The organism is Paenibacillus tundrae (assembly GCF_036884255.1).
Lineage (GTDB): Bacteria > Bacillota > Bacilli > Paenibacillales > Paenibacillaceae > Paenibacillus.
Genome location: NZ_CP145605.1, coordinates 2,358,356 through 2,380,520 on the forward strand (window position 1 = coordinate 2,358,356; position 22,165 = coordinate 2,380,520).

Annotated in this window: 19 protein-coding genes; 14 read left to right on the forward strand and 5 right to left on the reverse strand. The window is 45.1% G+C overall.

The window, feature by feature from the left end:
• The first annotated feature begins 265 nt into the window (after positions 1 to 265).
• The 12 genes from rpiA (at position 266) to V6W81_RS10675 (ending at position 13,070) form a co-directional block, all read left to right on the forward strand.
• A complete protein-coding gene (rpiA, locus tag V6W81_RS10620) occupies positions 266 to 940 on the forward strand; it encodes a ribose-5-phosphate isomerase RpiA (protein ID WP_338543066.1) in 675 nt (224 codons plus the stop codon).
• Positions 941 to 959: 19 nt separating this feature from the next.
• Positions 960 to 1,541 carry a GNAT family N-acetyltransferase gene (locus tag V6W81_RS10625; RefSeq protein WP_338543068.1) on the forward strand — a complete coding sequence of 194 codons (582 nt, stop codon included), beginning with the start codon at positions 960 to 962 and terminating at the stop codon, positions 1,539 to 1,541.
• Positions 1,542 to 1,581: 40 nt separating this feature from the next.
• Positions 1,582 to 2,043, forward strand: coding sequence for a MarR family winged helix-turn-helix transcriptional regulator (locus V6W81_RS10630; RefSeq protein WP_338543070.1), 462 nt, complete (start codon positions 1,582 to 1,584; stop codon positions 2,041 to 2,043).
• A 303-nt stretch (positions 2,044 to 2,346) separates the two neighbouring features.
• Positions 2,347 to 3,435, forward strand: a complete 1,089-nt coding sequence (locus V6W81_RS10635) for a cobalamin B12-binding domain-containing protein (protein ID WP_338543072.1) — start codon at positions 2,347 to 2,349, stop codon at positions 3,433 to 3,435.
• A 15-nt stretch (positions 3,436 to 3,450) separates the two neighbouring features.
• Positions 3,451 to 5,151 carry an ATP-binding protein gene (locus V6W81_RS10640; RefSeq protein ID WP_338543074.1) on the forward strand — a complete coding sequence of 567 codons (1,701 nt, stop codon included), beginning with the start codon at positions 3,451 to 3,453 and terminating at the stop codon, positions 5,149 to 5,151.
• Positions 5,152 to 5,255: 104 nt separating this feature from the next.
• Positions 5,256 to 6,230 carry an alpha/beta hydrolase gene (locus V6W81_RS10645; protein WP_056700433.1) on the forward strand — a complete coding sequence of 325 codons (975 nt, stop codon included), beginning with the start codon at positions 5,256 to 5,258 and terminating at the stop codon, positions 6,228 to 6,230.
• A gap of 24 nt (positions 6,231 to 6,254) precedes the next feature.
• Positions 6,255 to 6,602: a hypothetical protein gene (locus V6W81_RS10650; protein ID WP_145046181.1), complete on the forward strand. Its 348-nt coding sequence runs from the start codon at positions 6,255 to 6,257 to the stop codon at positions 6,600 to 6,602.
• Between the two features lie 69 nt (positions 6,603 to 6,671).
• Complete coding sequence (locus V6W81_RS10655; protein ID WP_338543077.1) at positions 6,672 to 7,106, forward strand: GNAT family N-acetyltransferase; 435 nt, start codon at positions 6,672 to 6,674, stop codon at positions 7,104 to 7,106.
• 223 nt (positions 7,107 to 7,329) lie between these two features.
• On the forward strand, positions 7,330 to 7,788 hold the full coding sequence (locus V6W81_RS10660; protein ID WP_338543079.1) for a MarR family winged helix-turn-helix transcriptional regulator: 459 nt from the start codon (positions 7,330 to 7,332) through the stop codon (positions 7,786 to 7,788).
• Complete coding sequence (locus V6W81_RS10665) at positions 7,785 to 10,952, forward strand: MMPL family transporter (protein WP_338543081.1); 3,168 nt, start codon at positions 7,785 to 7,787, stop codon at positions 10,950 to 10,952. The genes V6W81_RS10660 and V6W81_RS10665 overlap by 4 nt, the downstream gene beginning before the upstream one ends.
• 267 nt (positions 10,953 to 11,219) lie before the next feature.
• Entirely contained in the window at positions 11,220 to 11,846 is a 627-nt protein-coding gene (locus V6W81_RS10670) for a GDSL-type esterase/lipase family protein (RefSeq protein ID WP_338543083.1), read from the forward strand.
• Positions 11,847 to 12,005: 159 nt separating this feature from the next.
• On the forward strand, positions 12,006 to 13,070 hold the full coding sequence (locus V6W81_RS10675) for a phosphotransferase (protein ID WP_338543085.1): 1,065 nt from the start codon (positions 12,006 to 12,008) through the stop codon (positions 13,068 to 13,070).
• 154 nt (positions 13,071 to 13,224) lie between these two features.
• Here the strand turns inward: V6W81_RS10675 and V6W81_RS10680 are convergent, their stop codons facing one another.
• Together V6W81_RS10680 and V6W81_RS10685 are read right to left on the reverse strand one after the other, a co-directional pair.
• A complete protein-coding gene (locus V6W81_RS10680) occupies positions 13,225 to 13,902 on the reverse strand; it encodes a tetratricopeptide repeat protein (RefSeq protein WP_338543086.1) in 678 nt (225 codons plus the stop codon).
• 227 nt (positions 13,903 to 14,129) lie between these two features.
• Positions 14,130 to 14,999, reverse strand: a complete 870-nt coding sequence (locus V6W81_RS10685) for an AraC family transcriptional regulator (RefSeq protein WP_338543087.1) — start codon at positions 14,997 to 14,999, stop codon at positions 14,130 to 14,132.
• A gap of 191 nt (positions 15,000 to 15,190) precedes the next feature.
• Here V6W81_RS10685 and V6W81_RS10690 point away from each other — a divergent pair, with 191 nt between their 5' ends.
• Both V6W81_RS10690 and V6W81_RS10695 read left to right on the forward strand, forming a co-directional pair.
• Positions 15,191 to 16,708, forward strand: a complete 1,518-nt coding sequence (locus V6W81_RS10690; RefSeq protein WP_338543089.1) for a tagaturonate reductase — start codon at positions 15,191 to 15,193, stop codon at positions 16,706 to 16,708.
• Positions 16,705 to 18,219, forward strand: coding sequence for a UxaA family hydrolase (locus tag V6W81_RS10695; RefSeq protein WP_145046197.1), 1,515 nt, complete (start codon positions 16,705 to 16,707; stop codon positions 18,217 to 18,219). The genes V6W81_RS10690 and V6W81_RS10695 overlap by 4 nt, the downstream gene beginning before the upstream one ends.
• 117 nt (positions 18,220 to 18,336) lie before the next feature.
• On the opposite strand, the gene V6W81_RS10700 is transcribed toward V6W81_RS10695, so the two are convergent.
• From V6W81_RS10700 to V6W81_RS10710, 3 genes are all read right to left on the reverse strand, one after another.
• A complete protein-coding gene (locus tag V6W81_RS10700; RefSeq protein WP_338543090.1) occupies positions 18,337 to 19,017 on the reverse strand; it encodes an AlkZ-related protein in 681 nt (226 codons plus the stop codon).
• Between the two features lie 39 nt (positions 19,018 to 19,056).
• Complete coding sequence (locus tag V6W81_RS10705) at positions 19,057 to 19,791, reverse strand: helix-turn-helix transcriptional regulator (RefSeq protein ID WP_145046201.1); 735 nt, start codon at positions 19,789 to 19,791, stop codon at positions 19,057 to 19,059.
• Positions 19,792 to 20,085: 294 nt separating this feature from the next.
• Positions 20,086 to 22,110 (reverse strand): beta-galactosidase, encoded by a 2,025-nt coding sequence (locus tag V6W81_RS10710; RefSeq protein ID WP_338543091.1) that lies wholly within the window; start codon positions 22,108 to 22,110, stop codon positions 20,086 to 20,088.
• Between the last annotated feature and the right edge of the window lie 55 nt (positions 22,111 to 22,165).

Consider the following 22,165-nt stretch of genomic DNA (forward strand, 5'->3'; position numbering starts at 1 on the left):
AGAACTATAACCTTGGGATAATTCCCATTTTTTAGTTTCATTATGTATTCTATAACAATAAGAGATAAAAAACATCATGTAAGTATGAAAAAACATGCTAAATACTTATTTGGGAAGTCTACCTTGCATTTATCAGGTGGAATGGATTGTGCACGATCCGTTTTTGGTTTGCTTACAAGGATGGATATACATCGGAAGCGGTTTTATCTATAATAAATACAGTATGCATTTCTCAAATTCATAAACAGGCGGGGGTTTATTCTAGATGAATCTGAAACAAATTGCAGCAGAGCGGGCGGCAGAATACATTCAAGATGGAATGAAGGTGGGGCTAGGTACAGGCTCTACAGCTTACTATGCGATTTGCAAGTTAGGAGAGCGTGTGCGTGATGGCTTGCAAATTCAAGCTGTAGCCACGTCTGAGGCATCGGACAAGCTTGCTAGAGAATGGGGCATTCCAATCATTCCCTTCGATCAGATTGGACGACTGGATATTACCATTGATGGCGCCGACGAGGTTGATCCGGATTTTAATCTCATTAAAGGGGGCGGCGGTGCTCTCTTGCGTGAGAAGATTGTTGCAGCGAACAGCGATCAACTTATTATTGTAGCCGATGGTAGCAAAGCCGTAGACAAGCTAGGCCGATTCCCATTGCCGGTAGAGGTTGTTCCTTTTGCTTCTGAATGGACGTTCAAGGCTTTAGAAAGTATGGGCTGTTCTCCAGAATGGCGCATGAATGGTGACGAGCGTTATCTGACAGACAATGGAAATCTGATTGCTGACTGTCGGATGGAAGCGATTGAGCAGGCTCCCGAATTGAACATTCAGTTAAATATGCTTCCAGGAGTAGTGGATAATGGCTTATTCATTAACATGGCGAATATCGTCATTTTAGCGAAGGAAGATGGTAGTATTGATGAACTCCATCGTTCCAATTAAGGAATGAGGGGGAGTTCAATTGAAGGAGAATCCGATCGTTGAAGGTGACCTTGTACTTCGGTGCATAGAAGAAGCAGATCTACCGGAGCTTTATCAACTTATATATAGTGAAGAAGTTCCGGAATGGAAGCAATGGGATGCACCCTATTATCCGCTTGAGCATGAGAGCTATACTCAGTATAGTCAAGGTATAATGAAGTGGATCGAAGCATCAGAGTCCAGTTCTGATCCAATCTCCATGCGAATCGTTGAAGTAAATGGTCAAATTATTGGTACAATCTCATACTATTGGGAGCATCAACCATCGTTATGGCTTGAGATGGGAATTGTTCTTTATCGTTCTACGACGTGGAGTAAGGGTGTTGGCACCCGTGCGCTTCAGCTCTGGTCAAGCCATTTGTTTAACCATTTGCCGATTGCAAGAGTCGGGTTAACGACTTGGTCAGGTAATGAACGAATGATGCGAGCAGCGACCAAGGCAGGATTGCAGGTCGAAGGAAGAATGCGTAAATGCCGTATTGTGGAGGGGAAGCACTACGATTCTATTCGTATGGGAATGCTGCGTGAGGAATGGGAACAGCTGTCTTCTCCCCGTGTTTAGGACGAAATGAAATGTAAACAATTGATGGAGGATTATAGAAATGCTGAACATAGAGGACAATCGGGAACTTTCTTTACAACTATTTGTAGTTCTCGTCCGAGCATACAATTCCGTTACATCCAAATCCAATCGTGACATTCAGAGTCATGGGCTTAATACAACCGAATTTGGCGTACTTGACCTGTTATATCACAAAGGCCCCCAGGCTCTGCAGAAAATTGGGGAGAAGGTTCTAATGTCTAGCGGTAATATCACATACGTTGTCGATAAATTGCAGAATAAAAATCTTCTGGTTCGCAGAGCTTCCAAAGAGGATCGGCGTGTAATTTATGCAGAACTTACAGAAGAGGGACAAGAACTTTTCACACAAATTTTTCCTCAGCATCACCAAGTTATTATTGATGCAGTAGACGGATTGGAGCCTTCAGAGAAAGCGGCTGCAATTCGACTGCTGAAGAAGCTGGGACTTGCTGCAGAAGGTAAAACCGACTTGCGTTCATAAACGCAAGTCGGTTTTTTCGTGAGCGATACATGAGGCACACACTAGCTAAATGACTTGCAGTATTCTTCATAATATAGGAAAATTGTCACCAAGTGACGATCTAACACTAATTATTATCTATTGAATTCATGTACAATAGAGAACGTTCCCAATCAAGCGCTGATCGATATCAAACCAATTATAGAGTCGTGTTCCCATTCATATATTTCCAGTACGGATAACCCGATGTTCAACACAATCTCTTAGGCGGTATTTTAGCATTTGGATTGAGATGAAATCGCTGCAAGAAGGGGGATAAGCAATATGACACATCAAGAGGCTGGTGAGCAACTGTTACAGTCAGCGGGTGAACTAGCTGATAAAGTTACAGACAAGCAATATTTGCTACAGCCGGACCTGATGCAACGCTTTGGCGAAAATGGGCGTATGCGTACGAAACAAGATTCACAGTATAGCCTGAATTATCTAGCGGAGAGTGTGCTCGTTAAGAGCCCCAATCTATTTACCCATTACATCTCGTGGTTAAAAACGTTGTTAGCTGGATACAATGTTTCCTCCGAAGATTTGGCTGTTAATTTGAGATTGATTAGAGAAACGCTGGAGGAAGAGTTCGATAACTCGTCCAAGGATCTTGTCCTTGACTATTTGGAGATGGGAGTACATCAGATTCATCAGCGGGAATCTGCACAAGGGTTTATTTATGATTCTCTCCCGTACGGTAAGGCTGCGCAGGCGTATTTAAGTGCTTTGCTTGATGGCAAGCGCAGAGAAGCTTATCACATCGTTGAAACGGAGCTTGAGGGCGGAGCAAGCATACGTGATATATATCAATACATTTTTCAACCTGTTCAGTATGAGATCGGACGATTATGGCAAATAAGCCAGATCAGCGTGGCTCAAGAACACTTCTGTACTGCTGCAACTCAAGCGTGTATATCCTTACTCTACCCACGCTGGCTAGTTGAAGCAGGTCACGGGAAGAAGTTAGTAGCAGCATGTGTAGGTAGTGAGCAACACGAGATTGGCTTACGCATGCTTACCGATGTTTTTGAAATGGAAGGCTGGGATACGTATTATCTCGGAGCAAACGTTCCGAATGGTAGTTTAGTAGAAGCGATTCAGCGGCACAAAGGTGACGTAGTTGCTATTTCAGTTACAATGACGTATCATCTCCATCTTGCTAAAGAGTTAATTCAGATGATTCGTAGTAACCCTGCTACTGCACATGTGAAGATTATGGTCGGGGGATATCCTTTTAATATTGATCAAGATCTATGGAAAACGATTGGAGCCGACGGATATGCTCAAGGAGCAGATGAAGCCGTTGCGGTGGCGGAGACTCTGCTAAAGAACGGGACGATTACGGATCACATAGAAATGATGACTGATTAGGAGAGGGGTGATGTGATGTCCCATGAGAATGAGACGAATGAAAAGCTACGGAGAACGATTGAGCAGCTATCGGATCAGATTATTCGTAGTAAGGAAGATGAGGAGCGTGTACTTGGCGAATTCTCACAAATGAACAATGAATTGGTTACCTTGCAGCGCAAGCTTGCAAAGAATAACGTCAGCTTGGAAGCGGCACGCGAAGAGGCTGTTGCAGCAGGGGAATCTAAGAGTTCGTTTATTGCCGTAATTAGTCACGATTTTCGAACTCCGTTAAATGGAATACTTGGTATGGCTGAACTATTGCAATTATCTCCTTTGTCCGAGGAACAGCGCAATTCGGTAGATGTCATTCAGGAAGCTGCCAAACTTCTGCTTAAGCTAATTCAGGATCTACTGGACATGTCCAAGTTAGAAGCAAAACAGTTGAAACTTGAAATTGGAGACGTCGACTTGCAATCTATTCTTAAATATATCATGCGTTTACTCGAGCCGAAGATTCAAAAAAATGGAAATGAGTTAATCATTGATTGTGATCCAAGGATTTCTTCCATTTTGCAAGGAGATTCGACGCGAATTACGCAGGTTCTCATTAATCTAATTCAGAATGCGAACAAGTTCACACAACAGGGTTCAGTGTGTATTCGAGTGAAACTGATGAATGATAATGAGCTTGCTCAGCGGATTCGATTTGAGGTGGAGGATACGGGGATCGGCATCGCCGAAGAAGATCTGCAAAAACTGTTTAGACCCTACGCTCAGACAGAACGAGGAAAGGCGAAAGAATACGAAGGCACAGGGCTGGGGCTGTCCATCTGTAAGTCTCTAGTTTTGCTAATGGATGGCGATATCGGTGTGCATAGCATTGAAGGGAAAGGGTCTACCTTTTGGTTTGAGCTATTGCTGGAGAAAACAGCTGCCAATCAAGCAGACATCTCTCCAGATACTGCTTCCTCCGATAGTCAATCCTTAGAAACTGTGCCTGAGACTTCGCTACCTATTCTCTTAGCAGATGATAACGTCATTAACCGTCAAGTCGTGCTGATGCAACTCAAAAAACTGGGGATCACTGAGGTCGATTCTGTCACCAATGGTGAAGAAGCTGTGGCTGCCTATCTTAGCAAGAAATATAGTTTAATACTGATGGATAATATGATGCCAATCATGGATGGCCTTGAAGCAACGCGCAAAATCCGTGCGATGGAACAGGACGAAATGCGGCATGCAATTCCGATCATTGCAATGACAGGTAATGTGCTGGACGGTGAAAAGGACAAGTGTCTTGCTGCCGGAATGAACGACTTTATTGGTAAACCATTCACCCTTGAAGCATTGGGCAATGTTATTCAGAAATGGCAGAACACATCGGAGCATCGTGAAATACTAAATATGAGTATTGTGAATGAGATCGCGGAATTAAATAGTGAAGGTGACGAGACACTGCTGGAGATGTTGCTAGACATGTATCGGTCGGAGACACCGGGCAAAATTGAGGTGCTGCGCAGACATATCGTTTCGGGTGATCATCTGGCTGCCGCAGAGGTGGCTCATGATCTGAAATCTGGAAGTCTCAGCTTAGGGATTGAGTACTGTTCCACCCTCTTTGCACGCATTGAGCAATTAGCGAAGCAAGGTGAGACGATTAAGGCAGAACCGCTACTCGATCAATTAATGCCAGCATATAAAGAAGCGTGCTCTGCACTAGAAAAAGTCATCTAAAGGGTTTGTAGTCTTGGCGGAAGTCGGGACTGCAAACCTGTTTTTGCGCCTAGCTTCGTGTATAGGTACGATGTAGGTTGCTACGATGGAGAGAAGGAGAGGCCATGTTGACTCTATATTTTGGAATAGCTATTTTAATTTTAATTCTACTCGTGCTCATTGCAACCTGGGTAGGGGGGCTATATTTTTTCAAAACAGCAATTCGGCGCACGCCCAAATCGTTTCTGGTGGATAACCCGAATTTAATGCCTGAACCTGACAATGAATTGATTAGTAGTGCGGCTGATCTAAAGTGGTTGGATCAACAGCATGGAATACAGGTACGCATACACTCTCATGATGGACTCCAGTTACACGGAACCTGGCTTCCTTCAGCCACCGGATCATGCCAAACGGTAATATTGGCTCATGGATATTCAGGAAGAGGGAGAGAGATGGCTGGCTTTGCACGTTTTTATGCTGAGCAGCGAGGGTATAACGTACTTATGCCTGATGATCGAGCACATGGGGAAAGTGAAGGGAATATGATCGGTTTTGGCTGGTTGGATCGTATGGACTACATACAATGGATTGATTGGGTTATTACGAAGATTGGAACCAAAGCAGAGATCGTATTACATGGTATATCGATGGGTGGAGCCACTGTGCTCATGACGGGGGGAGAGAAGCTCCCAGCACAAGTGAAATCCATTATATCAGACTGTGCTTATACTTCGGTGCAAGAAGAGCTTACCTTTCAGCTTAAGCAACTCTACAAATTGCCGCCATTCCCCTTTATTCCCGTGACCAGTCTCATATCCAAATGGAAGGCCGGTTATTCCTTCACTGAAGCGTCTGCGCTAAAACAGCTTGCCCAAGTAAAGGTGCCGGTGTTATTTATACACGGAGAAGCAGATACGTTTGTGCCCACGGAGATGGTATACCGACTTCATGACGCATGTCCAACGGAGAAGCAGCTACTCACAATTCCGGGTGCAGGACACGGAACAGCCTTCCAGGTGGATCGTTCCAGCTATGTAGCTGCTCTTCATACGTTCTTAGATCAAACGATTGAACGCTCCGTTCCTGAAGGCAAGTAAACACATTGAAAGGAGGTGTGCGATATGTCGCGCATCAGTAGAGTTTGTTCCTATTGCGAGAAACCGATGGGAGCAGATGAATTCAAGTGTAAATCCTGCGGCAATCTGGTTGCCACCAAAACAGCGCAGCCTGAGCGAACACATATGACGGAGGATTATAACCCCATACTGGATCGATTTGCTATCGTGCTACTCGTCGTCATAACGATTTTCTTTCCTCCAATCGCCATGACCATAGGTGGGGTTATGTTGTTTAATGATCATCCGTATAAGAGGGACACAGGTAAACTGCTTGTTACGAGTGCTATTGTTCTAATGATCGTCTTTATATTTATTTTTATTGGAACTGGAACATTGACTATCAGCTTATAACTTGAACTTTGCATGGCTAACGACTACAATACGATAACGGATACAAGCAAGATACAGGAGGAATGAACGTTGTTAATTAATCTGAAATCACGAATTCAGGAGCCTGAGGTGCAAGAACTGTTGGCCTATTCGGTTTTTCCTGAACCTGAACATTTGAATCAAGCCATTCAACAATATACAGAGAGCGATGAATTGCATCTTGAAGGGTATGAAGGCGAGGGGCAGCTCATTGGCTTACTTGGTTATATTCATACAGGAGCAGATGAAGTGACGATTAAGCATATTGCGGTATTGCCTGAGAATCGCTTCAAAAATTATGGACGTGGAATGATCGCACAGCTTCTGGAGAAACATAATCCGGATCGTTTGATTGCCGAAACGGATCAGGAGGCTGTCGAGTTCTATCGAAATTGTGGATTTGTCGTGTACAGCCTTGGCGAACTATATCCAGGCGTTGAGCGGTTCCGCTGCGTGTTGGAGAAGGATGAAGACACGGAAGAGTAATCCGTTGAGAATATGGAGTATGAATCTGAATACAAATAAATAAATAAAATATAAAGCAGAACGTTTGAAATTAGTGAGAACTAAGTCAGACGTCCTGCTTTTTTTGTTTTGTTCTTAGAGGATAGGAAAAAAGTATTGCTTCGCCATATAGTTTCAGTATAGAATAGTTTCATTGATAAATAGTTTCACAAGTGAACTACTTTTCGAGAGAGGAGAATAAGATATGAAAACACCAGACGCTCAAAGTTTGGTTAACCGCTACTTGGATGCCTCGTTTTTGGTGACCAAACGTTTCGATACTCGAATTCGTGAACGCGTGGGTCAGACGATGACGACGGATCAATTTATTGCATTACGACTGATTAATGAGAAGGAACAATGCACTCCTTCCGATCTAGCAGAGTTACTCTGCGTGGGCAAGAGCAGTATTACCGCTCTGGTCAACAAACTGGTAGATCGTGATCTGGTACATCGTGCGGGGGATGAACGTGATCGTAGAGTTGTCTACCTGACGTTAACGGATCACGGGCGCAAGGCATACCGAGAGACGGAGCAAGAGATACAGCAGCTTCTTGAGCCTTATTTGGTCCATTTCAAGCCGGAGGATGTATACAATTTTATTGAATCGTTTGAGAAGCTTGCAGCTTTGCTAACGCATGAGGGAGGACCAGATCAGAAATGAGAACGATTTTGAAAGCAAGATGGTGGTTGATGGGGCTGTGGATCGTCATTGCCGCAGTATTGATGCTTACTGCTCCCAATATGGGAGAGTTAATTCGAGAAAAGGGTCAATTTTCCGTTCCCGAAGGTTACTCTTCAACGAATGCAGCCGCCATTCTCAATGAAGCTGCCGCGCAAAAAGGCGAGCAGCAGGGTAGTCAGATCGCTCTTGTATTTTATAACCCAGACGGCCTAGGTGAGTCGGGAAAACAAGAAGCAGAGAAGGCTATTCAGCAATTGAAGGCTAAGCAGGAGCAGTTGGGCATTCTGTCTATTCTGGAACCTTTTTCAGAACCTGAATTAGCAGAACAGATGATCTCTGAAGATGGTAAGACAATCTTGACGTCTCTTTCCATCAATCAGGGTGAACGTACTACGAAAGAGATGCGTGATGACCTGAATGAAGCCTTAGATTCGGTCAACGTAGAGCATTACATAACCGGTAAGGGTCTAATTGATGAAGATACGATCGAAAGCTCTCAAGAGGGACTTAAGAAGTCGGAATACATTACGGTTGTATTTATATTGCTAATTTTGTTCCTTGTCTTCCGTTCATTTGTAGCGCCATTCGTTCCACTGCTTACCGTAGGTGTTAGTTACATTGTATCGCAGCAGATTGTGGCATTCCTCGTGGACGCAGTGAACTTCCCAATCTCTACGTTTACACAGATCTTTATGGTGGCAGTGATGTTTGGTATTGGTACAGATTATTGTATCCTGCTGATTAGCCGCTTCAAGGAAGAGCTAGCACATCATGAGAATACATGGGATGCAATCATTGCAACGTATCGCACAGCAGGCAAAACGGTGTTTTTCTCCGCCTTAGCCGTATTGGTTGGTTTTATTGCCATTGGTTTTGCGCAGTTTATGCTGTATCGCTCCGCTGTAGCAGTTGCTGTGGGTATAGCAGTGATGATGCTCGCCTTGGTAACGATTGTTCCATTTTTTATGGCTGTACTCGGCAAAAAGCTATTCTGGCCTTCTAAAGGTTCATTAGAGCATGCTGAGAGCCGGATCTATGGAGTGGCAGGTCGTTTCTCTCTGAAACGGCCGTGGGCAGCCTTGTTAATTGTAGCAGCTGTTTGTGTACCATTACTAAGCACATACGATGGTAAATTATCGTTTAATAGTTTGGATGAGATTGGCGACAAATACGATTCAGTCAAAGCGTTCAATATTATATCCGACAGCTTTGGTCCAGGAGAATCTCTACCAGGTCAGGTCGTTATTCAGAACGATGAGACTATGGACAATGCTAAATATATGGCTGTTGCCGAGAAGATTAGCCGTGAGGTAGAGAAGGTTCCGGGCATCTCTGGCGTCCGTAGTATGACACGACCAACAGGTGAAGAGATCAAAGATTTTGAAGTGACCGAGCAAGTGGGTACTCTCTCCGATGGATTGGGTGAGGGCAAGACAGGTTTGGACAAAATTCGGGATGGCTTGAGTGAAGCCAGCAGCCAGTTAAGCCAAAATGAACCACAGTTAAAAGAAGCAGCTGATGGTGCGGGAGAACTGACCAAAGGCACTACACAGCTGCAGTCGGGAATTACCCAATTAACCGAAGGGCTTCGTCAAATTGAAAAAGGAATTCGAGATGGCTCGGCAGGAGCAGGAGATCTGAAAGCAGGGCTTCAACAAGCGAAGTCAAGCGCTGATCAACTCGCACAGGCGAACAGCCAGTTATTACAGGCATACCGTCAAGCAGGAGCAGGGGTTTCGGCTCTTGGTGAAGGTGTTGGTGAAATTGTACAGCAACTCACCGGCGTTTCAACTGCGCTGACTCAACTAAATGAATCCTTCGCAGCATTGGAAGAGCGCTATCCTGAACTGCAGACCGATGCGGACTATCAGCGGGTGAAGGGAACCCTTGGGGAAACCGGAACAGGTACTGCACAATTAGCGCAAGGTCTGGGACAAATTCAGACGAACCTGGGTGAAGCAGCCGCAGGTATTAACCAGGCGAATGAAGGCTTTGCAGCGGCGGCATCTGGGCAAAAGGCGCTTGCAGACGGATTGAGCCAGATTGTAACAGGCATCGGTCAACTGGAGACAGGTTTGACGCAGGCGGCTAATGGGCAAGGCAAAGTCATTAATGAAATTCCTGCTATTCAAAACGGGCTAGGGCAGCTCCAGGGTGGACAGGAGAAAATCCAACAAGGATTTACCGATCTGAGCGGTCAATTGACGCAATTAACAGATGGTCTCAATCAGAGCGTAGATGGTATTAAACAGGTATCCGGTGGTCTGGAATCAGCACAAGACTATCTAACGCAGTTGCAAAACTCACCTGATTCGGATCTGGCCGGTTGGTATGTACCTGATGAAGCATTAAACAGTAAGGAATTCAAGCAGGTGTTTGATACGTATCTGTCCACAGATCGGAAAACGATGACGATCGATGTCATTTTCGCCGAAAATCCATACGGCACAGAAGCGATTGATCGTGTACCGGATATTGAAGCAGCGGTGCATCGTGCCGTGCAAGGAAGTGCGCTTGAAAAAGCAGATATTGCTGTAGGTGGGGTTACGAGTACTTTTGCCGACTTACAGGAAATATCCAATAACGATTATAAACGCACCGTTACGCTGATGCTTGTAGGTACATTTATTATTCTTGTGTTGTTATTACGTTCTGTCATTATGCCATTATATTTGATCGTATCATTGCTTCTGGCGTACTTCACATCGATGGCGATCACAGAAACCGTATTTGTTAACATGCTTGGATTCTCAGGCATTAGCTGGGTAACGCCGTTCTTTGGCTTTGTTATGCTCATAGCTCTCGGCGTGGATTACAGCATATTCTTGATGGATCGTTTCAACGAGAACAAGGGCATGAAGGTACAGGATGCAATGCTCTATGCTATGAAAAACATGGGGACTGTTATTCTGTCTGCCGCGGTCATTCTAAGCGGAACCTTTGCTGCAATGTATCCATCAGGAGTGCTATCCATGATGCAGATTGCTACGGTAGTTCTCAGTGGATTAGTGTTGTACTCCTTGTTATTCTTACCGTTCTTCGTACCAGTCATGGTGAAGATGTTTGGTCGTGCCAATTGGTGGCCATTCCCGAACAAAGAGCAGGAGGAATCTGTTGATTCTGATCGCACCCTAGGCATGTAAGAGAGTAAAATGCCGAGTAAGTCATGAATAAGTAACGAGTAAGCAACGAATAGGCTATTGCATTAACGCTGTCAGAGATTCTGACGGCGTTTTTGCGTCTTAGGACATTATTTTCTTCTATAATAATGGAACTGAAAAAATGGGGGATAACCGTGATCGAACAAAATAAAGGTGAATGCCCAAGGACACTGTCCCGCGCTATATGTTTCGATTCCTCATACACTATAGCAATGAGTGAGTATGAGCATGTAGAGAGGAGCGATGGTGATGGTATATCGATATGCGGCGATCGGGGACTCGTTAACCGTAGGTACAGGAGCACTGTTAGGCACGGGATTTGTTCCTTTGTATCGCAGAATGGCAGAGATCAACGTTCGGACATTTGTATCGATGGATAACATGGGTGTGAACGGGCTAACCTCGGGAGAACTATTACAGATGGTGTCCTCGCATAATAGGGTGCGTCAATCGCTTCGAGAAGCAGATATTATCACGATATCCATTGGGGGCAATGATCTCATTCGAACATTCAAAGGAAGTAATGGCGTTCCGGGTACAAGCAAGATGACTCAGGTGCTGGGAGATACACGCAATCACGTTTCACAGATTATGAAGCAGATCCGCCAGTTGAAGGGCAATAGTGTCTACATGGTCCGAACGATTGGATTGTACAACCCGTTCCCCCAAGCGGCAGAGGCGGCATACTGGGTACAGCAATATAATTCCTTCTTGAATGGTGCGGGATCAAGGTATTATGCATGCGCGCAGGTGTATGACCGGTTTCTGGGACATGAACGTGAATTATTATTCTGGGATCGGGTACACCCCAATGCTAGAGGATATCGTGTCATTGCTGATCAGTTAAACCGAACAGGCTATATTCCTTTTTCCTAAGGATGGTACACCATTGGGGATGATGGTGAAGTCTTTCAATCACTAGACCCGCTTACCTGCTTCCGTTAAGATGAGAATATGTAAGTGTTCTCTCCCTTAGGAGAAGTATCTTAAGCTTGAACAGGTCAGTTGATAATGAAAGGTAAAGGAGTTTTTTTGGTGCACAACATTCATTTACGTCCTTCAGATGATCCAGAACAACAGCTAATCCAGCGTGTGCTGTCCACATATACAATGGAACCAAGTTGGGAAGCAGAGCGTGGAAGTGGGGGAATGAACAATTCTACTTATATCGTAAAAATGAACGACGAGCGTTATGTGCTTCGGCAATATGAAACGCATAATGATCAAGCCAAGATTAGGTTTGAGCATGAGGTGCTGCTAACCTTGGGACGTTCCAATTTTGCGATCAAGGTGCCATCCCCTGTCGAAATAACGATTGATGAGCATACAAGAACCTTTTTGCCGATTCAGGACTCGACTGGCAAGCATAAGATCGTAGCTTTGTTTCGATATTGTGCCGGAAGTAACCCGGTGTGGAATACCCCAGAGCAACTATTCGAACTGGGCTGTGCTGCTGGAGCATTATCTTCGGCAATGTCGAAACTGGATATCATACTTCAGCCTGCTTATCCGCCATATTATCAGATTCAAGATGCCTACCCACTGTGCACTCCGCATAAATTATTGCATCTATGTCAGACACCACCTCCTGAACTTCATGCTTGTGCGGATGATATGCGAGATTTAGCTCGGGTATTACCGGCTCTATTTGAAGCGTTGAATGGAATGGAGCAATTGCCACACCAACTGGTTCATGGTGATCTGAATGCATCGAATGTACTTACCAATGAACAGGGACAGATCTGTGCCATACTTGATTTTGAATTTGCTACATGGGATTTGCGGGTGATGGAGCTGGCTGTTCCAATGTCAGACCTGTTGACACAAGATCAGAATGAAGAATGGATGTGGCTTGCACTGGAGGCGATGATTCAGGGATTCTGTGAGAATGTTACCTTGCAGCCTACTGAACGAGAAGCCATACCGCAGCTTATATTGCTACGAAGTCTAGATGTTGTGATGCATTTTCTAAGTCGCATGTTTGAAGGTACCGATGAACCTGTCGTAGCCGTGCAGCAGATCCAGAAGCTGAAGGAACGTGCAGATTGGATGGCTCTCCATGAGGGGCGTTTGCGTGAACTACTAGTACAGGCGATATAATGGTGGTTTGCTAGTGAGGGGATAGTTCTTTTCGTTGTTTACGCCTAGAATCAAAAAGAAGTGCACGGTACGAGGCCACTGGCAAAGCTCCGTGCACTTGCAATTTATAGACATATATTTGCCGTAAACACTGAAGCAGGCTTAGATAGACAGGCTACAGTCCTCGTTTGCGGAACCAGCTTCGCACAGCCCAGCGGCGTTCCTGACGTTTCTTGTACTTAGGAAGCGAACGGTACACATGCAAGGATTGTTCATAAGCTTGCTTTGCATCCGCGTTTCTTCCAAGGGAGCGATATACCGAGCCGAGTAAGTAATAAGCTTCGCTTGATGATGAATGGATCTCTTGGAACTGGTTCACGTAATGCAAAGATTTCGTCTGATCTTGATCCTTGAAGCTGTTAGCCAGCGTAAGATAAGGACGACCATACTTCACCCTTGGGTTAATATCCAATGCCTGCAAGATATGTTGTTCTCCTTCTTGGATTTTCCCAAGATGCAGCTCGGTTGTACCTAGTGCTTCCCAGTATTCAGCCGAATGTTCATAAGGTCGCTCAATCTCCAGTAGTATGACATGTGCTTCCTCATAACGTTTGCGTCCCATTAATAGGCGAGCCAGATCCAGCTTGGAGGAAACCTCGTTGGGATTCATGGCGATCTGCTGGCGTAATCGTGAAATACTACGTAACCGCTTGAGTGGCTTCATGAAGCTAGGGAATACTCCGACGTAACGACGATCCAAGAAATACAAAATAAGAAGAAGGATGAGAATAGCTACGATGGGATTACCTACAATCTGCCAGAGTAAGCCAAAAATCAAAAATTTGATCAGCACGATAAGGTCAACTCCGTTTGTAATGTAATCGCGTATATACGCTTAGGAAGGGAGTTCCACAACGTCCGAGGACGCATAGGGGTACCTCTTCAAACCATCTTTGGCTTGATCCAAAGATGATGTCTGCCCCTTATCATACCATACGAAGTGTATGGAAGAATATGTTACACTTCAAAAAAATGAGTCACCCTAAAAGGATGAAAAAACATAGGTCTTAGAGTCATCTGCTAACGGCTCATAGTTCTCCGATAGGCTGCTGGAGTGGTTCCCGTAAGCTTCTTAAACTGACGATAAAAATGAGGCAGGCTTTCGAATCCACAGGCATCCGCAATAGAGGCCATTGTTTCATCACTTTTGAGCAGATGCTCCTTAGCCATAATAACCCGACGTGCAAGTGCATAGTCGGTTAGTGTCATGCCTGTATATCTCTTGAAGGCACGGCTGAAATGGGCAGGTGAGACGGCAGCTTGCTGCGCGAGCTCTGGCAGAGATAAGCCGTTACGAAGTTTGTCGTCGATGCTGCTTAGCGTCGCAGATAACCAGCTTGGCCCAGGTACCGGGCGAGGGGGATTCTCGGGATCTGTGGCATCAAGCCTTTCTAGTGTGATCAACAATAGTTGTAGTCTGAGCAACGCGGCATGTGCGCTAAGATGACTGTTCAGTTCAAACTCATGCTGAATATCTTCAATTAATGCAGCGACTGTGGAACGTTCGGCTGAGGATAGCTGGCGTTTATACACGCGACGTTTACGACAACGTTCAAATAAGGCTAGTAAAGCGGATGAACTGACACCAGCCGCAGACGCTAATAAACCTGGGCTGAAGAACAGCGCAGAAGAGGTAACGGGGTTCTTTTCATCAGGTAAGGCTCGGTGCACCGTGTTTCCTGGAATAATGAAGAGATCCCCCTCAGTCATATCCTCAAGCCCCATGTCGATAAAAATAGTTCCTTGACCACGGTATACATAGATAAGCTCATGCCAATCGTGAAGATGATCGGGCAATTCATTCTGAGGTGATTTGGTATCTGCATACACCAATCGAAATGGGATGCCTGATTCTGCCTGAATGGTTGTACGAACAGGTGAACGATTCATGCTGTCTCCTTTCCAATCATTACTCAGCGATCCAGAGGAAGAATATGATCATGAAAGAGTATATTTACCGCATTATAAGCAATTTAATTTCCTTTTATTGATGATACAATGAATTTAAAGCGTTTTCAACGGATGTTATAAGATCGTGATCACCATCCGCTGAAGATAAATAAATAATGAGGTGAGTGCTCATGTCGGCTAGCACCAAACGTCCAAGATTAAAGTTAAATTTGCTAGGCAATGATGGACAACGGAAGTGCAAGGAAATCATTGAACGCCCTGTTAAAGTACTACAGATTGGTGAAGGCAACTTCCTCAGAGGATTCGCTGACTGGATGCTTCACGAGAGTGCTAGACAAGGAAAATTTCATGGCAGCATCGTGGTGACGCAGCCTCGTCCGGGAGGAAAAGCGAAGTTAGAGCAGATCAGAGAACAAGATGGATTGTACACGATGATTACTCGCGGATTGTCCGATGGTAAACCTGTGGAGCGTACAGAGCTGATCTCCATATTTTCCCGCTGCATGAATCCATACGAAGAATGGCAGGATTTCTTAGAGCTAGCGGAGCTGCCATCGCTTGAGTTTGTTATTTCCAACACGACCGAGTCAGGTCTGAAATATATATCTTCGGAATATGTAGAAGGGGAGCCGGTTCAATCCTTCCCAGGCAAACTGACGGTGTTTCTCCACAGACGGTTTGAACGTTTTGCAGGAGACCCAACTAGAGGATTAATTCATCTTCCTTGTGAACTTCTCGAAGGTAATGGAGATGTGTTACGCAGCTGCGTCCTTCGCCACAGTGAGGATTTTGGTTATTCAGATGCTTTCCGCACCTGGATTACGGAGCATAATTTATTCTTAAACAACCTGGTAGATCGAATTGTTACAGGAGCTCCAACACAGGACGAAGCAGATGCGTTGACGAATCGCTGGGGATATGAGGATCAGCTAATTAATACAGCAGAGCCTTATCATTTTTGGGCGATCCAAGGGGATGAAGCGTTGGACAAGAAGCTACCCCTGAAGCAGGCAGGATTAAATGTACATTGGGTGAAGGATCTAAAGCCGTTTCAGCTTCGTAAAGTACGTATTCTAAACGGTGCACACACACTTATGTCCTCTTTAGGTATTCTGCAGGGCAAGCAGCATGTGCGGGAGACGATGGAAGATCCTCAGTTCGGATCATTTATAAGAGAAGCTGTGCATGAAGAGATTATCCCTGCATTGAACATGCCAGATCTCAATTTAGGATTATATGCAGAAGAAATTTTTGAACGATTCCTCAATCCATACATTGATCATAAATTGCAGGATATTGCGTTAAACACCATTGGTAAGTTCAAGGTTCGTGTTCTGCCAACACTCCTCTCTTACGAACAAAATGAAGGCAACTGGCCGTCCCGCTTGTTGCGTGGATTTGCAGGGCTGTTATATTTGTACCGCCCAGTGAGTACGCCGGAAGGGTATCAGACACAACGCTTGAACGGAGAGTCATTTATCTTACGAGATGACCCTCAGGTTCTATCCCTCTTAGCTGGGTACTGGGAAGACTACGATACGTTGAATAGCAATGAGCAACAATTAGATCGTATTATTGGTTCCGTATTATCCGATGTATCCATCTGGGGCGAAAACTTGGATGAACGTGAAGGGCTGCGAGAAGCGCTCGTACACGAAATTTCGCTGCTGAAAGGTGAGAGTCTATGAATACAACAAGTACAGTTCAGGACTGGATTGCAATCCATCCTCAGGATGATGTTATTATAACGCTACGCGAATACACAAAAGGCGAAACGATTGTATTGCCTGATGATGTTTCTTTTGCTCTGCTAGATGATGTGCCTAAAGGTCATAAAATTGCGGTGCATCATATCGAAGCTGGAGAAGATGTGATGAAATATGGCTTCTCCATTGGTGTAGCGAAGGAACAAATTGCGCAGGGAAGCTGGATTCACAGCCATAATCTAAAAACGGGTCTGCATGGATTGCTTGATTATGAGTATAATCCAGGACTCGCTTCTAAGACAGAGATGCCTCCCGAACATCTGCGTTCGTTCGATGGTTACCTTCGTCCTAATGGTGAAGCAGGCATACGTAATGAAATTTGGATCGTAAATACTGTCGGCTGCATCAATAAAGTGTGTGAAGCATTAGCGCGAATGGGTCAGTCCCAGTTCGGCAATCGTGTAGATGGTGTATTCCATTTTCCTCATCCGTTTGGATGCTCTCAGCTCGGCGATGACTTGAAATATACACAACAATTGCTCGCTTCGTTGGTAGAACATCCGAATGCAGGCGGAGTGCTGGTCATTGGTCTTGGCTGTGAGAACAATCAGGTAGACCAGTTCCGTGAATGCATTGCGCCTGAATATCAGGGCAAGGTTCGTTTTCTCAAAGCTCAAGAAACAGACGACGAGTTGGAGGAAGGACTACGCCTGATGGAGGAACTGGTAGAAGTTGCTGAACAGGAAAAGCGCCAGCCTCTCCCACTTAGCAAGCTCAAAATTGGTTTGAAGTGTGGGGGATCTGATGGATTATCGGGCATCACGGCCAACCCACTTGTCGGCTCAGTAGCTGATATGCTTGTCGCGGCAGGGGGGACAGCGATCCTGACAGAGGTGCCAGAAATGTTTGGTGCAGAGACGATATTAATGAATCGTGCTGCTAATGAGCAAGTATTTGAGGACTTGGTCGATCTAGTTAATGGTTTTAAGCAATACTTTGTTAATCATGGACAGAACATATATGAGAATCCTTCACCGGGTAATAAGGCTGGTGGCATCACGACATTAGAGGAAAAGTCACTTGGATGTACACAGAAGGGCGGCCGCTCTGAGGTTGTTGATGTGTTGCGTTATGGTAAACGTGTAACCAAAACCGGATTAAATATAGTAGAGGCACCAGGCAATGATCTCGTATCGGTAACGGCGCTTTCTGCTGCGGGTGCTCATATCGTGCTGTTCACGACAGGACGAGGAACACCGTTTGGTGGGCCTGTACCTACTGTCAAAATTGCGACTCAATCTGACCTAGCGAACCGTAAAAAGCATTGGATTGACTTTAACGCAGGCCAACTGCTCGAAGGCCAGACGATGGATGATGTGAAGGTTCAACTGTTCAGTCAATTAATCGACATCGCTTCTGGACGGAGTCAGACGCTGAGTGAGCAACATGGTTTTCGAGAGATTGCCATATTCAAGGATGGGGTAATCTTATAGTTGAATGAGTAACATTCATTAAAGTAGGATCGTTCCCATTGGCTTATACTTTCGATATGTCTTGCGCAATCCCAGTTACCCTTCTTGTGCGGTAACTGGGATTTATTTGTCTTCATTTTATTGAATACCTAATGCTTTTTTAATCTTGGATAGAGCAATTGGGGGAGTGTGCGGTTCAAGCTTGCTTACGAGTAATGCCTGAGCTTCGGCAATGCTACCACCGAATGGCTGTACGCCATGAGAATTCATCCAGTGTCCTGTCGTTTCATAGGCTGAGCTGTTCCAAGCCACTTTGCCTTCTTCGAGTCCTTCCTTTTCCTTGGTACCACTAATAACAATCATTGTTTTGGACTGAAGTTCCAGCAGCCCCTGATCAAACGACTTTTTGTGTTCTTTGGCTGCAAAACCTGCCTGTGCACGCAAGGTACGTCCATCGATCCCTTCTTGCTCACTAATTCGCTCATATAGTTTAAGTGCCTCTCGGGATCGTAGACCTGCATCATACTGTTCCTGTATGCTCGTCTGGTCTGCCAGCAATCGGTGGATCAAAGGGAAATAATCACGTGCGATCAATACAGCTTTCTTTTTAATACATTTTCCGTATGCGGCGATTCCCTCTTCGGCGAAGCGTGTGCGCCAGAGCCACGGGTCAAGTGCGTTATCCTTATGCCAATTCTCTTGTGGGGTTAGTGAAGAGAGTGAAGGATACTCGGGGAATAAAGGTGCTAGTGGGAGTATGCCTATGGTTTGGATGCGCTGAACCGCCTCTTCATAAGTCGTGATAGGGTCGTTAATCATGAAATGAAGTCCTCCTTGTATCGTTTGGTTTAGTATAGTTCAACAGCGGTTGAAAGAAGATGCATATAATTGAAATACGTCTGCGGCATGCTGGCGTATTTCGTTCCGAAGCTCTTCAGGTTCTAAGACCTCTGCTCCCTTACCTAATCGATAAAAGAAACGTACGACCCATGACCAATCTTCGGATGGACAGAGAAAAGACAGTTCCCATAGACCAGGGCTGACCTCGGTCATCCCTTCTCCAATATGCTCGTCTTGCTGTGCTTCAACCATTGCCGAATGGTTCAATAGCGCTTTCACTCGAATTAAAGAAGACTCAGCCCAGCCTTCATAAGGTACTGAGGACTTAGAAGGCTCAAAGTGCATGATATGTTCATTATGTTCATGAATTCGATGATTTAGCTGGTTCAGCATAAGGTCGATTCTAGCCATAACATCCTCTGGAATAATACCTCTGATCTTGTCCATGACCGTCCAACGTGAATCCTGAAATGGTGTATGCACATGGTGACTTATCCCCTCAAGTGCGAAAATAATCGTTGCAGCTTCGACAGGATCTAATTGCAGCGGAGGTAACACATACCCCTCCATGAGCTGAAAGCCACCACCCGGGCCGGATATGGCGATGATCGGAACATTCATCTCTGACAGGGACTGGATGTCCCGTAAAATGGTACGCCGTGACACTTCGAATTTGTCAGCCAACGAGCGTGCCGTTTCGTGACCGTGCTGCAAAGCCATAACAATGGCGGCTAGCCGGTTTATTTTATTCATGTCAGTCACTCCGTTTCAAAGGTAGAGCTTCATAGAATGTGTGTATCGTCCAATTCGAGCTATAATACACTATTTCCTTCTATACAATGATACGAAAAAACCGTACCCGGCATAGCCGGATACGGGAAGTAGCAGTTCCTGAACTCCGCAGAGAACAGATGAATATTACAGATAGCCTCGTTATTTTACGATAAAATAGTAGAACTATAGATCATGAGGTGACAGTTTGTATCGAATAAATTCTTTTGGGAAGAGCTTGTTCGATATGATTTTTCTTCGATAAGCTCTTATGAATTACTTTTTGAGCAGTTGTACACCACGACCCTCAATTTCTACATGTCCAGTTAGCTCGCGATCTGTCAGCAGCTCACGAACCTTGGTTGCACCCAAATCATAGGATTGAGTGGACGCATTGTGGTTCATAACAAATAGGTATTGCTTACCGTCTTTGGTACGTGCGCTAACCTCAACACCTTCGGGTGTCTCTAGTAAAGCATGAATGTTTTTGTCAGCAGCGAGTTGTCCAAGCAGACCGTCTAGGAAACGTTCTTCCGGATCAGAGGCAACATACCATGCTTCCCCTTGACCGAATGTATTACGAGTAACGACAGGCATACCTTGATAGAAATCATCTCCATACTCAGCGATGACCTCAGCACCCTCACTGTGCAAGAGATCGCATAACATTCCGCACTTATAATCCCCTTGCAGATCACCGTAGGTTTCTTTGAGCACGATACGATTTTTTTGTTCAGGTAATAAAGCATCGATCTCTTCGACCCAAATGCCTAGCAACTTGCGAAGCTCTCCAGGATAGCCACCTGTAGTCACCAGATCGCTCTCGTTAACAATACCGCTGAAGAAGGTTGTCAGGAATGTGCCGCCTGCTTCAACGAATTTCTCCAGTTTATCAGCGAAGCCAGGCTTCACCATGTATAGGACTGGAGCAAGAACGATGTCATATTTGCTTAGATCGGTATCCACGCTAACGATATCTACCTGAATATTGCGGCGGAAGAACGCAGCATAGTATTTGTGAATTTGATCTACATAATTGAGCGCGACTGTAGGGCCGCTTGATTTTTCAATCGCCCACCAGTTGTCCCAGTCGAACACAATGGCTACTTTAGATTCAACGGTAGCGTCCAGCGTTTGGTCACCAAGTAATTGTAATTCTTTGCCGAGCTCAGCAACTTCACGGAATACACGTGTATGCTCATGTCCTACATGCTCAATGACCGCACCATGATACTTTTCACAGGCGCCAATCGAGCGGCGGAGCTGGAAGAACATGATGGTGTCAGCACCGTGTGCAACGGACTGATAACTCCACAGACGCATTACGCCTGGGCGTTTCAGTGAGTTGTAGGGTTGCCAGTTCTGTTGGCTAGGTGTTTGTTCCATCAGCATAAACGGTTGACCGTCCTTCAGTCCTCGCATAAGGTCATGTGCCATCGCGGTGAAACTGAAAGGCGTCGCAAGACCAGGATAACTATCCCAAGATACGATATCCATATACTTCGCCCATTTGAAATAGTCCAACTGCTTGAAGAAGCCCATTAGATTCGTAGTTACAACAGAATCCGGGATGTGTTTTTTGATTGCATCGTACTCTAAGCGATAACAATCCAGCATGCTGTCCGAGTTGAATCGGGAGTAGTCCAGAGAGATTCCTTGGAAGGTAGAGTTGTTGTTCCCCCAGTGCTCACTCAGGTTGCTTGGAAGCACAATCTCATCCCAATCATAGAAGGTATGTCCCCAGAAGTTGGTGTTCCAAGCTTTGTTCACTTGATCTAGTGTCTGATAACGTTCTTTCAGATACACGCGGAACGCTTTCTCACAATTGTCACAGTAACAGTCTCCGCCATATTCGTTGGAGATGTGCCATACCAGAACAGCAGGATGATCCTTGTAACGTTCGGCGAGCTTATCAGCAATCTTCTCGGAATATTTGCGATAAGTCGGGCTGTTTGGACAAGAGTTATGACGACCACCGAACTTGCGTTTACGTCCGTCAGCATCTACACGGAGCACATCCGGATATTTTTTGGCCATCCAAGCTGGATGAGCTGCTGTACTTGTAGCCAGGCATACGTAGACACCGCTTTCATACAAACTATTAATTAATTGGTCGAGCCCTTCAAAATTATAAGTAACCTCATCAGGCTGAATTAATGCCCAAGAGAATACGTTGATGGTTGCCATATCAATGCCTGCTAATTTGAACATTCTCAGGTCTTCAAGATGGGTTTCGTGATCCCACTGCTCAGGGTTGTAGTCTCCACCATAGAACATTTTGGGCAATTTGTGACTAATCAATGTGTTCACCTCTTGTATAAGAATAATTGTATAATATATGATTCATATAACATTT

Bases quoted from the DNA above. Each gene is read 5' to 3' on its own strand.
- rpiA (WP_338543066.1), top strand. From the start codon at position 266: ATGAATCTGAAACAAATTGCAGCAGAGCGGGCGGCAGAATACATTCAA.
- V6W81_RS10630 (WP_338543070.1), top strand. From the start codon at position 1,582: ATGCTGAACATAGAGGACAATCGGGAACTTTCTTTACAACTATTTGTA.
- V6W81_RS10635 (WP_338543072.1), top strand. From the start codon at position 2,347: ATGACACATCAAGAGGCTGGTGAGCAACTGTTACAGTCAGCGGGTGAA.
- V6W81_RS10640 (WP_338543074.1), top strand. From the start codon at position 3,451: ATGTCCCATGAGAATGAGACGAATGAAAAGCTACGGAGAACGATTGAG.
- V6W81_RS10645 (WP_056700433.1), top strand. From the start codon at position 5,256: ATGTTGACTCTATATTTTGGAATAGCTATTTTAATTTTAATTCTACTC.
- V6W81_RS10650 (WP_145046181.1), top strand. From the start codon at position 6,255: ATGTCGCGCATCAGTAGAGTTTGTTCCTATTGCGAGAAACCGATGGGA.
- V6W81_RS10660 (WP_338543079.1), top strand. From the start codon at position 7,330: ATGAAAACACCAGACGCTCAAAGTTTGGTTAACCGCTACTTGGATGCC.
- V6W81_RS10665 (WP_338543081.1), top strand. From the start codon at position 7,785: ATGAGAACGATTTTGAAAGCAAGATGGTGGTTGATGGGGCTGTGGATC.
- V6W81_RS10670 (WP_338543083.1), top strand. From the start codon at position 11,220: ATGGTATATCGATATGCGGCGATCGGGGACTCGTTAACCGTAGGTACA.
- V6W81_RS10685 (WP_338543087.1), bottom strand. From the start codon at position 14,999: ATGAATCGTTCACCTGTTCGTACAACCATTCAGGCAGAATCAGGCATC.
- V6W81_RS10690 (WP_338543089.1), top strand. From the start codon at position 15,191: ATGTCGGCTAGCACCAAACGTCCAAGATTAAAGTTAAATTTGCTAGGC.
- V6W81_RS10695 (WP_145046197.1), top strand. From the start codon at position 16,705: ATGAATACAACAAGTACAGTTCAGGACTGGATTGCAATCCATCCTCAG.
- V6W81_RS10700 (WP_338543090.1), bottom strand. From the start codon at position 19,017: ATGATTAACGACCCTATCACGACTTATGAAGAGGCGGTTCAGCGCATC.
- V6W81_RS10705 (WP_145046201.1), bottom strand. From the start codon at position 19,791: ATGAATAAAATAAACCGGCTAGCCGCCATTGTTATGGCTTTGCAGCAC.